Annotated in this window: 10 protein-coding genes; 3 read left to right on the top strand and 7 right to left on the bottom strand. The window is 39.8% G+C overall.

The features are described 5' to 3' along the window. Nucleotides 1-399 precede the first annotated feature (399 nt). Complete coding sequence (locus tag GXK58_RS25285; protein ID WP_160725934.1) at nt 400-1,632, bottom strand: DUF438 domain-containing protein; 1,233 nt, start codon at nt 1,630-1,632, stop codon at nt 400-402. 315 nt (nt 1,633-1,947) lie between these two features. Here GXK58_RS25285 and GXK58_RS25290 point away from each other — a divergent pair, with 315 nt between their 5' ends. Then, nucleotides 1,948-2,925: a ring-cleaving dioxygenase gene (locus tag GXK58_RS25290; protein WP_160725935.1), complete on the top strand. Its 978-nt coding sequence runs from the start codon at nt 1,948-1,950 to the stop codon at nt 2,923-2,925. Nucleotides 2,926-2,971: 46 nt separating this feature from the next. On the opposite strand, the gene GXK58_RS25295 is transcribed toward GXK58_RS25290, so the two are convergent. Both GXK58_RS25295 and GXK58_RS25300 read right to left on the bottom strand, forming a co-directional pair. Then, nucleotides 2,972-3,922 (bottom strand): alpha/beta hydrolase, encoded by a 951-nt coding sequence (locus GXK58_RS25295; RefSeq protein WP_160725936.1) that lies wholly within the window; start codon nt 3,920-3,922, stop codon nt 2,972-2,974. Between the two features lie 155 nt (nt 3,923-4,077). Beyond that, nucleotides 4,078-4,830 carry a GTP cyclohydrolase II gene (locus GXK58_RS25300; protein ID WP_160725937.1) on the bottom strand — a complete coding sequence of 251 codons (753 nt, stop codon included), beginning with the start codon at nt 4,828-4,830 and terminating at the stop codon, nt 4,078-4,080. Between the two features lie 307 nt (nt 4,831-5,137). Here GXK58_RS25300 and GXK58_RS25305 point away from each other — a divergent pair, with 307 nt between their 5' ends. Next, nucleotides 5,138-5,434 carry a hypothetical protein gene (locus GXK58_RS25305; RefSeq protein ID WP_160725938.1) on the top strand — a complete coding sequence of 99 codons (297 nt, stop codon included), beginning with the start codon at nt 5,138-5,140 and terminating at the stop codon, nt 5,432-5,434. Between the two features lie 118 nt (nt 5,435-5,552). Then, on the top strand, nt 5,553-6,284 hold the full coding sequence (locus tag GXK58_RS25310; protein ID WP_160725939.1) for a hypothetical protein: 732 nt from the start codon (nt 5,553-5,555) through the stop codon (nt 6,282-6,284). Nucleotides 6,285-6,354: 70 nt separating this feature from the next. Here the strand turns inward: GXK58_RS25310 and GXK58_RS25315 are convergent, their stop codons facing one another. From GXK58_RS25315 to GXK58_RS25330, 4 genes are all read right to left on the bottom strand, one after another. Beyond that, complete coding sequence (locus tag GXK58_RS25315) at nt 6,355-7,077, bottom strand: CBS domain-containing protein (protein ID WP_160725940.1); 723 nt, start codon at nt 7,075-7,077, stop codon at nt 6,355-6,357. 86 nt (nt 7,078-7,163) lie between these two features. After that, complete coding sequence (locus tag GXK58_RS25320) at nt 7,164-8,006, bottom strand: deoxyribonuclease IV (protein WP_160725941.1); 843 nt, start codon at nt 8,004-8,006, stop codon at nt 7,164-7,166. 80 nt (nt 8,007-8,086) lie between these two features. Continuing rightward, nucleotides 8,087-9,529 (bottom strand): D-alanyl-D-alanine carboxypeptidase/D-alanyl-D-alanine endopeptidase, encoded by a 1,443-nt coding sequence (dacB, locus tag GXK58_RS25325; RefSeq protein WP_160725947.1) that lies wholly within the window; start codon nt 9,527-9,529, stop codon nt 8,087-8,089. A 127-nt stretch (nt 9,530-9,656) separates the two neighbouring features. Then, on the bottom strand, nt 9,657-11,516 hold the full coding sequence (locus GXK58_RS25330; RefSeq protein ID WP_160725942.1) for a M6 family metalloprotease domain-containing protein: 1,860 nt from the start codon (nt 11,514-11,516) through the stop codon (nt 9,657-9,659). Nucleotides 11,517-11,723 lie beyond the last annotated feature (207 nt).

Consider the following 11,723-nt stretch of genomic DNA (forward strand, 5'->3'; position numbering starts at 1 on the left):
TTTTCCGGTGAAGCTGTTACAGCTTTGTGAAGGCAAGAGGATTTTTTATCGACAGAAAATAGAAAGGGAGCCCTGCGTTTGACGGTTATTGTCACTTTTTCAAACAAGTAAAAAAACGCCTTTCCCTGTCATCATTCAGGTAAAAGGCGTTTATTATTAAGAGAGGGCACTGAAAAATCCCCTTAATTTAGGGTGTGTGTCTAAATGGGCCTGTTGATTTCCGTTCCAGGCGGCTTCGCTTTCCGCAGGCATGCCGGGGAGCCTCCTCGGCGCTTTGCGCCTGCGGGGTCTCCCCTGCCCCGTACTCCCTCAGGAGTCTTCGCCGCCTTCCACTCCAATCAACAGTGTTCTTTTAACAGTCCAATTTTTAATAAAATGGACTTTTTCAGTGCCTTTTTATTAATATAGGATTCTTTTTTCTCCATCAATCATCTTGATTGGAGCAATATTTTGAGTTAATTCCAGGGTGCCTGCATAAGTACCTTCTGCGTCTCGGACAGCAAAGTAACGAATATATACATATTTATCCTTGAACTGGATCCAGAAATCTTCTGAGTCTTTCCTTCCAGCTTTAAAGTCTGCGAGAAGTTCCTCCACCACATGAACGCTGCGCGGCGGGTGACAGTTTTGTACCGTCCGCCCAATAATGGCTTTTGTCCGGGCAAAGATTCTTTCCTTCCCGTGAGAAAAGTAACGTACGACATCATCCTGGTCAATGAAGGTTATATCGATTGGCAGATGGTTCAGCATTAATTCTAACTGCTTTAATGATAATATCCCTGTTTCTAACTTGATGAATCCTTCTGAAGTGGCATTCTTGTCCAGTCCCTTTCGCTCGGGTTTCCATTCTTCAGCCGGTGCGATTAAGCAGTATCCAATTTCATCACTCTCTTGGGCGATTTTCACCCACTCATCTTCAGTGAAATTTTTTATAGCCATAGGGAAGAGGATGTTTTCTTCTTTATAAATCATCCCGATTACTTCCTGAATGACGAACTGAAGGACATCAATTAGCGACTGTTTGTTACCGTTATAATGGACCAACTTTTGTTTAGCGTCTTTAATGCTATCGCGGATAAAATCATTAATTCTCCACATGTTTGTTGTTGGACCGAATATTCCGTATTTCTCTAAATACGGGAAAATCAAATTTTCTTTCCGGCTGTAGTGCTTATCTATATCTAATAGCAGGTTAACATCTTCCAATAACAGAAATACGTGATCCTGTGAATCTTCTTCCATAAACTGTTCTAAATGTACTTCCAGCTTATTTTCAATTAATTTTTCAATTTCGTGATTCTCAAACTTAAAGGTGTGTACTGGGTGACCTGGCTGGTCTTCCGGTTTTCCAGCATGCGGAGCCTCTTCTTCAATCCTACCGTTAAACATGTCGGAGTGCTCATGGTATATCTTCATTAATTCTTCGGTGGGAATGCTGTTCTCGTTTGCCAAATCATGTTGAAGCTGAGAGATTTCATCGATGGTTATCCTCCCTACAAATGCATCGAAATGTGCTTTTACTTCATCTAAATTTTTGCCATTATGGAGATCCTGAAAGATTTGTTTGATGATTGCTAAACGGTAGGTATTATTTGAGATTCGTTTTTCACGATTATTAATAAATTCACTCATAGTGGTATTCTCCTTATTGTTGCTGGTTAATTGAGAAACTTTATTAATAATTTTACACGTTAAAATTTGGTTGATTGTGATTTACATCATTATTACGCTTGTAATTGTGAAAACTTTAAGAACTATAAAAACTGAAGTTAGAAGTACCCCCTATCACTTTTATAAAGTTATTTTGATTTGACAAGCGGTCCCATACATGATAACTTTATCTTGAATTAAAGATAAATTAAATTGAGATATCTTGTTAAAGAGAGTGGTTTATCCTAAAGTTGGAATAATAACCATAGATCATTAAACATACGGGAGCGTAACTATATGAACCAATTAAAAGGTATTCACCATGTAACTGCGATTACAAGCAGTGCTGAAAAAAATTATCAATTTTTCACTTATGTATTAGGAATGCGTCTGGTTAAGAAAACCGTTAATCAAGATGACATTCAAACCTACCATTTATTTTTTGCGGATGATACCGGGAGCCCTGGTACGGATATGACGTTTTTTGATTTTCCCGGAATTCCAAAGGGTGTTCATGGAACAAACGAAATTTATAAGACTTCCTTCCGCGTGCCAACTGATGCTGCACTATCCTATTGGAAAGAGCGGTTCGACCGCCTCGATGTCAAGCATACTGGCATTAAAGAGCAGTTTGGGAAACAGACCTTATCATTCTTAGATTTTGATGATCAACACTATCAACTGATCTCAGATGAAAAGAATGAAGGTGTTGCCAGCGGAACTCCATGGCAAAACGGACCTATTCCATTAGAATATGCCATTACCGGACTGGGACCTATTTTTGTCCGTGTGGCAAACTTTGATTATTTTAAAGAAATGATGGAAAAAGTCCTTATGTTTGTGGAAGTTGCTCATGATGGTTCCTTCCACCTATTTGAAGTTGGTGAAGGCGGCAACGGGGCACAAGTGGTGGTCGAATATAACGCCATCCTTCCCCCTGCCCAGCAAGGTTATGGAACAGTCCACCATGCCGCTTTCCGTGTAGAGGACCGCTCCGTATTAGATGAGTGGACTAGTCGAATGGAAGGTTTCGGTTTCCAAACTTCCGGCTTTGTTGACCGGTATTTCTTCGGTTCCTTATACGCTCGTGTGGCTCCGCAAATTTTATTCGAGTTTGCAACAGACGGTCCTGGTTTTATGGGTGATGAGTCTTATGAAACGCTTGGAGAAAAGTTATCCTTACCTCCGTTCCTCGAACCAAAACGTGAACAAATTGAAAGTCTTGTCCGGCCAATTGACACAGTAAGAAGCACTAAAGTATTAATAAAAGAATAATAGTAAAAAGGCAGTGATTTTATTTCAAATCATTGCCTTTTTCAATCTATTTGATTGGGCTTTTTGTGGGATAAAACACTTCACTTAATGCATGACCTGATTTTTCTAAAGCTCTTTTTCCTAGAGAAATGACCGATGCCATACTCATGAAACCATGAATGGTTCCGTCATAACGGACTAATTCTACCTTCACCCCAGCATCCTCTAGCTTCTTAGCATAAAGTTCACCTTCGTCCCGAAGCGGATCGTATTCAGCGGTAATGACGAGTGCAGGCGGCAGACCATTTAAATTTTTAAACAAAATTGGAGCTAAAAGAGGATTACCCTTGTCCACTTCTTCCCCGTTCGAATAGCAATTAAGGAACCATTCCATTGTCCCTCTAGTTAAGAAATATCCTTCTGCATTCTCAACCATTGATTGCGTTGGTTCACCCCAAATGTTTGTTGCTGGATAAAGCAGTAATTGAAAACAAATAGTTGGTTTTTGCCTATCTTTTGCTAGGTTCGAAATGACTGCGGCAAGATTACCTCCTGCGCTATCCCCGCCCACAGCAATCCTAGCGGGATCGACATGAAACTCTTCCGCGTGATCTGACACATATTCCACAGCAGCATAACAATCATAGACAGCTGACGGAAATTTATGCTCCGGTGCCAGTCGATAATCCACAGAAATGGTTATACAGTTTGCAAGGTTTGTTAAAGCCCTGCAAATATTATCATGCGTTTCAATATTGCCGACCACCCAGCCGCCGCCATGATAATAAACAAGCGCAGGATAGGCTGCTTGTTCCTCTTTCGGATAATAGACACGAACAGGTATTTCACATTCTGGTCCTGGAATGGTCCGTTCTTCTACCCTTCCTACTGGTTCGATTTCCCCTTGGGGAAGCTGGAAGGCTTTCCTTGCCAAGTCTGATGATAATGTTTCTAATGGAGGGGTGCCTAAAGAACCTAAATAATCTAATAAAGCTTTCGTTTGTGGGTCAAGTGACATTTGTTCGCCCTCTTTCATGTGGAATAATATTACAATTTTATAATTCGATAGTAAGGTTCAATATCCTTCCACACTAGAAAGCGATTTCAAATAAAAAAAGAGTTAATCCCAACTTTGAGACTAGCTCTTCCTAATTATTTCTCTAATACTCTCTTTTAGTCATTACAACACGTCTGATCGTCGTTTAAATGGCCTGACTTATTGATTTTAGTCTTCAGATATTTCTCATTATATTCAGAAACATCGCCCCAGAGTGGTTCTCTTCCTGAAACCTCGAGGCCTGCATTTTTTAAAGCTTGAAGTTTTTTGGGGTTATTTGTAATCAGTGTGACAGGTTTCGTTCTTAGCGCTTTGAGCACCTGAATGGCATCTCCATAATTGCGGGAATCATCCACAAAGCCAAGCGCTTCATTTGCCTCTACCGTGTCATAGCCATTCTCCTGCAGGATGTAAGCCATCGCTTTACTAAACAGCCCAATGCCCCTTCCTTCATGATTGGCCAGGTAAAATAGTGCCCCTGTTCCATGCTCAACAATCATTTTCATTGATTGCTTTAATTGGAACCCACAATCACACCGCTTACTGCCAAAAATGTCACCTGTATGACAGATGGAATGAAAACGAATAATTGCCTCATCAGCATAGTCAAAGTCCCCATACGCAAGAACACTGGATTGCTGCAGTTCAGCCAAGTTTACAGAAGATAATTTATCAATAATTCTTTGATAATCTTCAGTAACTTCGTCACAATTTAGCCAGCAATACCATTTAAAAACAACTGTTTCTCCATACAAACTGACTGGTAAACGGATGGGGCCAACTAAATAGATGGCGCCTTTATTTGTTTTAATTAATTGAATCTTGTCTTCTAAAATAGAAAGCACTTTTGAATCAAGTGTTTGTTTCATAGTAAGCACTCCTTTTTAGTATAGTGTTTAACTATAGGCTGATTGGCACTCTTGGAAGATTTTACTTAAATAATCTATTGACTAGTCCATTCCCATTTTTATTTTTCTCTAATTGGACTTTAGCCTTGTTCTGAAATGGTGACAGGCACCATTAACACTACTGCACCTATTTTTACTTTGTTAGGCTTATGTCTCAATCAGGGACAGTCAGACCCACATAAATTGATAAAAGAAAAGTGAGGTTAGGCAGACATGTATACCTTGGGTTTACGGTCTCCCTTTTCTAGCTTGCAAGGAGGTGCAAAAGATGAGTGCTTCAAGAGGAGAAGATGATAGACGAGGCACCTTTGATGATTTTATGTTTGGTGATTTTATGTTTGGGGCTCCTAGTTTTCGGGATGAGTCGTCATCCAGTGAAATGCCAGCCATGCATAACAGCCCAAATGAGTCATCATCAGATGATGAAGATACATTACCTGAAGAACAGTCAATAGATTGCAGGAAATCAAGATGGAAAAACTCTGTTCAAGGCAATACTCAAACCAGAATCTGTTGGGCAGATGGAAACATGTGGGAGTTCAGAATTAGAAGACGCATGTACTGAGGTATACCAATAAAAACGGGAAAGGAGCTTAAATCCTTTCCCGTTTTTATTATTTAAACATAAATAGTGGAAAGCTGGAAATAATAAGCCCGATAACCTTGAGAGGATGGGATGTTTGATGTCATTAGAATGGTTTGACCGAGTATGTGCTGAATTACAGGATCACCTAGAGTCCATTTGTGAAGAATATGATCAAGTTGGTCAGATGACAATTGAAAGAGCTGCCAAACATCCAAGGATAGAGTTCTTTGTCGATACGGCAGATGTAGACACAGAAGAGCTCGACCGCGATTATTTCTGCACCCTTTTCTTTGATCCGCAGAATGAAGAATTTTATGTCGATAGTTTCGATGTGGACAGTGGGCACACGGCGAAAATCATCCTTTCAGATATTGAGGAGATTATCGATGAAGTACACGCCAGTCTTCACGACTACATAAACGGGGATGATCACTACACCGAGGACGGGATATACCTGCAAACGGAAGATGTATATGACGCGATAGAATACGACGTAGAAGATTGTGATACCGATGAAAATCAAATAGACGAAGAATACTATGAGGCACAAGCAATCAATGAAGACGACATTTTTGAGGAAATTGATGTTGAATGGTCGACACCTGAAGTTACCGCTTATAAGCATGAAGACGAAGTAGAAGTAACCTACCAATTTGGGGTTGTTCAGGAAACTGGTGACGGAGTACTAAGAAGGGTTAACCGGATTTGGACTACGGATGATGATTTGATTAAGGACGAATCCCACTTTATTTTCAGCAGAGAAGAAGCGTCTACCATCATCGCAATGATTGCGAGTCACATGGATCAATTAAGCGAGTTTGATTTTTAATTTAAAATAACCAAACGCATGGGTTCCCATGCGTTTTTTGTTCATTCCATTCATGTTTTTCCATGTCTTCCTAATCAATTGTATAATCGATCTGAATTAAATCCCAGGCCGTTATGATGCCTAGTGGTACCTCATCCATTTTTCCGTTTTCCGTAATGATGATACCTTCGATTTTTCGTTTATATTTATGGGCCTTCTCAAAAATATTTTCAATTTCAAAGATGTTTATATCTTTTGCGACAACCTCAAGTGGGTGTTCTTTTCCAAACTCCATGATATCAGCTATGCGAATATTTGAAAAATTCACCAGTCCGTTTTCCATATTTCGCGCCATCCATTTCATAATCGCACCTGCCGTTAAAAGGCCCATACATTTCTTATTTTTATAAATGGGGAATTTAGAATAGCCGTACTTCCTTATAGCATCTGTCACCTGTAAGAGGTTATCTTGATGATCAAAGTAAACTACCTTTCTTGTGGCAATACTTAAAGCGTAATTAGGCTGGCTTAACACATTGGCAATTTTTTCAATATGCTGCACTACCTTGGCATTTGGCTCAGCAATATAAAAGCCCACTTCCATTTTCTCATGCACAATGGCATTTCTCAGTTTCGCATATTGCTCTAAGTCTTTCTTAAACGTATCGATAATTTGGTATTTTTTTGACCCGACTTTTACCAACACTACGAATCTCTCATCATTAATTTGAACAATATCCTTTAGGGCATCATGAACCTGGTTGAAAGCCACTTCAAAACGCTCTGACAACAATTGTCCCCGATTTTTATTCATATTCCCATTCTCCCCAAAAATTAGCTTCTATTATTTATATACCCATTATTTTTATAGTAAAATTATTACTCTTAATTTTCAATAATCTATTCAATCCATTTTTGTTTAAGCATTTCAATTTCTTCTCTGTGGCTGATTCCTTCATCATCAGGTGTCTCTAGGATTAATGGGATTCCTTCTAGAATGGGGGATTTAACAAGCACTCTTAATTGCTCCTGATCGATATATCCATTGTTGCTGTTAAAAATATTCGCATGGCGGTCCTTTTTGGAGCCTGTTGGATACTTGGAATTATTTAGGTGGATTACTTTTAAATGTTCCCAATATCCTAAGCTTTCGCCCTTTTCGATTAACTCCCCGGTATTCTCCCCATTCCAAAGACCACTTGCAAATGCATGACAAGTGTCGAGGCAAAATCCAATCTTCTCGGGATAATCACATAGATTTCGAATTTGAACCAATTCTTCAAAAGTGGTCCCAAGCGCTCCCTTGGTCCCTGCATTATTTTCTAAGAGAATCAAAGAGCCTCCATTCCACTGGCTAAGCACACTATTAAGGATTTCTAACATTAAATGATAGCTGGTGAGAGGATCTGTTTCACTTATTTTACTGCCATAATGGACCACGACCCCAATGGATCCGCAGGCATCGGTAATTTCCAAATCATTAAGCAGAGACGCAATCGTTAACTCTTGTTTATCTTTTGAAGGTGTAATGCTCGTGGAGTATGGGGTATGGGCAACCGAATAAAGCTGATGTTCCGTGCAAAACTCTTTACAGCTTTTCGCATCTTCCAGGCTGAACTCCTTAATTGACAAGCTCCTTGGGTTCTTAGGAAAATATTGAAAAGCGGATGCCTGATTTGCAACCGCTCGTTTTGCTGCTCCTAAATATCCTTCTTTAATACTTACATGGCTTCCAAAAATCATTCGTTAATCCCTGCCTATCCGCACAATATGATTAAAAATATCTTTCGTAAAAAAGATTATTTTATACTTGAAAGGCAGGACTATTGATTCGCTAAGATTGTTACGAGTTGTTCCTCTATTTTCTTCCCCTCTTTTTCATCTAGCATATTATTTAACAGTATCGAGAAGATCAAGGTTTGTCCGCTTTTTGTCGTTACATATCCGGATAATGAACTAACAGTCGAGAGTGTACCTGTCTTTGCTTTCACCTTACCTGCCGTACTCGGGTTTTTCAATCGGTTCCGCAACGATCCTCCGATCATTTTCTCTGGTTTTCCAGCGACAGGAAGGGAATTTAAATAGGCAGGAAACCAACTATGCTTTTGAACAGCAAATAATAAAAGAGAGAGCTGCTGCGCGGGAATACTATTTACATGTGAAATGCCTGAACTATCCCTGATCACCATTGTTTTAGGATTAACTCCTAGATTAGACAATTCTGTTTTCATAACTGATAATCCCTTATCCCAGCTGCCTTCTCCTTTTTCTACCCTCCCCATTTCCTTCACTAACATTTCAGCATGGACATTATTACTTAGTTTCATAAAAGGAACAAGCAATTCCGATAATGGCATGGATTGATGCTTGGTTACCAGTTTTGCATGGTCAGGAACTTTTCCGGTGATAATCTTTCCTTTAACCGTAATATCATGTTTTGCCAATGCTTGTTTAAAAAGGGTGGCAGCATAACGGGTGGGCTCCCAGACCCCAATCCATTCTTTCATTTCTTTGGCGTTAACTCGAAGCTTACCACTAATCACGATGGTATTTTTTGCATGCTCTCGTTCTATTTCAATGTCTTGTTTGCCATTCTCACCGACCGTGACAGCACGGTTAATGATTTTTACATAATTCGTTTTTGGTGTAACCGTCACTTTTACCTTTTCGCCGCTTTTCGATCCTGGTCTTACCTTAATTCTGATGGATCCTGAATCAAAATCTTTTGTTGGTGATACGGTCAGGGCAGAAATTTGCGCCCCATAATAAGTAGCTTCATCACTCCAAGGCTGATCCAGTGAATAACGGACATTATCATAGCGGGAATCATCCGCAACAATATTTCCGTCTATCTTCTTAATTCCTACTCTTTTAATCCCCTTTGCCATTTCCTCAAAATCCGTTTTTAGCAGGGTAGGATCTCCATTACCTTTTAAAAATAGATCACCCCGAATAGTTTTCTTGACCTCCTTTGCGTTTGTATATACTTCCGTAAAAAAGGTATAATCTTCGCCCAGAACCTCAAGGGCCGCCGCGGCAGTCAAAAGTTTCATATTTGAAGCAGGCCGTAACCGAACCTCACCTTGGTAATCATATAGAATAGCACCGTTTGCCGCAGATCTTACACTTATCCCCGCCATGGCCCCTTGTAATGCCGGTTCCTTCATAATAATCTTGTTTATCTGCTCCGTCATATTCCCATAGCCAGTCATTGCCCATACCTGTGAATGAGGCAATAAGGCACTAGATACCGCTATAATTGTCATCAGGGTATATTTAAAAATATTTTTCAAGCAAATCCAGCCTTCCCTTTTTCTAATCAGTCTGACCCTTTTTACAAAGTTTATGACAAATAAAAAACCCCGAGATCGAAGAGATCCCGGGTTTCTAGCTTTATTTTGACTCATTAAAGTTATAATAGAATTTTGCTGTAATCGATCCATCATTATTTTCTTTAATGTCAGTTACATGGATACCTGAATCAGCAGGTGTTGAACTATAGCCTTTCCAGAAGTAATAGGAACCTGTATGCACGTTTCCGGAGACAGGAGTGATCTTTGAGCCTGTTTTAAAGAAGTCTGCTGCATCCCCGCGGTTTAGATTTTTTTCTAAATCATACTTTCCATCTGCCTGAAGAACAGAGAGACCATAGTGTGTAACCACTGAACCATTAGCAGCTGTTTGAGATTGATTGAATTGGAAACGTTTATTCATCCAGTTCTCAACGTTATTTGGACGGAAGCTGGCAGTTTGATAGAGTGATAGTATATTTTCATCCACGTGCCATGCCACTAAACCGTGAGCATCTGCTCCCTCGCGAATCAACCCTTTATTAAAGCCTTGCTGTTGAACATTCTCAAATAAGAAATATTCGGTGCCGTTTGAACCTGGCACTTCCATTTTCACAATTCCATCCTCAGCTGTTGCAGCATTAACCGGAGGCAGCGTAATTGTTTGTACACCATCTGTTGGCTTCACTTCTTTTGGAGTGGCCCAGCCAAGGAAGGTTTTTGAGTATGGATCAAAATGAACAGGCGAGTTACCAGAGTATGCCGCAGCATCTGGATATCTCATCCATGAACCGCCTGCCATCATGGAATAGTTTCCGACGCCCTCTGAAGTATAAACCGTATCATAAAAATCCGGGAGACCTAAAGCATGACCAAACTCATGTGCGAATACGCCAGCTTGTCCAGGGAATGGACCTGTTTTTGACGCTTCATCATATCCGCCTGTTGCTTCATTAAACCCAGCAACGTTACCGCCGATTTCAGGCTGGATATTGTAGTTGTTCACTAGGACTCCATCAAGCGTATGATCTTTAATAAACTGTGCTTGCCATGTACTCATTTCAGATGAAGAAACTTTTCCGTCTTTGTTAACATCCGGTGCATAGAAACTAGTTTCATAATACTTACCATAATATAACGCACTTAAAGCGCTCCATTTATGAGACCAAATTTGCGCAGGATCTGCACTGAACTCTGCACCCGTTCCTTCGTGAACAATAAAGACGTTTGGAACTTGTCCCTTAACAGCATATTTTGAGAAGTCTACTACACTATCAGCTGCTTTAAATACATCTGTAACTAATTCACCGTTGTGAGCATCTCCATTTACGTTGCCATTAAGATACTTACCGCCTTCAGCGTACGTTCCTTCCTGATCTAAGTAGTAAGATGCACCTTTAGGAAGTTCAACCCAAACTAGATCTGTATTATCTTTCTTTACTAGTTTCACTTTTCCATAACTTGATTCTTTGTAAATATTTTGCATCGTGCTATCGGTCGGTGCTTTTTGACCATTGTACTGTGCATACTGCTTAAATTCATCTAATTGATATGGGTCATAATGATCACCAAAAATTAAATCTTCAAAGTATTTAGGAGGAACCTGTCCAGGTACATCGCCCTTTGGCTCATCCCCTTCTTTAAATTTTGCTAAAATAACTAATACAGGTACATCACCGGTCGCAGGCTGATTTGTTACATGATTATCTCCTGCCTGCTGGAACTTCTCTCCTTGCTGATTAGCTGTTTTTTCCGCTGGATCTACTTTTGATAAATCCTTACCTAGTTCCTTAGCCTTCGCTTGAAGCTCAGGTGAAGCGCTCACATAGTGAGCAAGGCTTAATTCATATGTACTTAGTGGTGCAGCCGCTTTTACAGATGACCCGCTTGTTGGAACACCGCTAAAAGCAACACTTCCTGCTAACGCTAAGGTAAAAGCAGATTTAGAAAGAACCTTCCACATATTCAACACCCCTTTTTATTTTAGAATTCAAATTTATCAGAATAATCAATAATTAAAAAGTTACTATATTACTATTATTTAGAGACTCGAAATATAGGCATTTTCACTTAGTTTACCCACAAGAAATCGAACCTTTTTACTACAAAAAGATGCAGTAGAGTAAGAAACTGATTTCGAAGGGATAGCTTACGCTATCTCTTTTACTTT

It is taken from the genome of Bacillus sp. USDA818B3_A, from assembly GCF_009928415.1.
GTDB lineage: Bacteria > Bacillota > Bacilli > Bacillales > Cytobacillaceae > Neobacillus.

Coding starts and splice junctions, on each gene's coding strand:
- GXK58_RS25285 (WP_160725934.1), bottom strand. CDS start 1,632: ATGAGTGAATTTATTAATAATCGTGAAAAACGAATCTCAAATAATACC.
- GXK58_RS25290 (WP_160725935.1), top strand. CDS start 1,948: ATGAACCAATTAAAAGGTATTCACCATGTAACTGCGATTACAAGCAGT.
- GXK58_RS25295 (WP_160725936.1), bottom strand. CDS start 3,922: ATGTCACTTGACCCACAAACGAAAGCTTTATTAGATTATTTAGGTTCT.
- GXK58_RS25300 (WP_160725937.1), bottom strand. CDS start 4,830: ATGAAACAAACACTTGATTCAAAAGTGCTTTCTATTTTAGAAGACAAG.
- GXK58_RS25305 (WP_160725938.1), top strand. CDS start 5,138: ATGAGTGCTTCAAGAGGAGAAGATGATAGACGAGGCACCTTTGATGAT.
- GXK58_RS25310 (WP_160725939.1), top strand. CDS start 5,553: ATGTCATTAGAATGGTTTGACCGAGTATGTGCTGAATTACAGGATCAC.
- GXK58_RS25315 (WP_160725940.1), bottom strand. CDS start 7,077: ATGAATAAAAATCGGGGACAATTGTTGTCAGAGCGTTTTGAAGTGGCT.
- GXK58_RS25320 (WP_160725941.1), bottom strand. CDS start 8,006: ATGATTTTTGGAAGCCATGTAAGTATTAAAGAAGGATATTTAGGAGCA.
- dacB (WP_160725947.1), bottom strand. CDS start 9,529: ATGACAATTATAGCGGTATCTAGTGCCTTATTGCCTCATTCACAGGTA.
- GXK58_RS25330 (WP_160725942.1), bottom strand. CDS start 11,516: ATGTGGAAGGTTCTTTCTAAATCTGCTTTTACCTTAGCGTTAGCAGGA.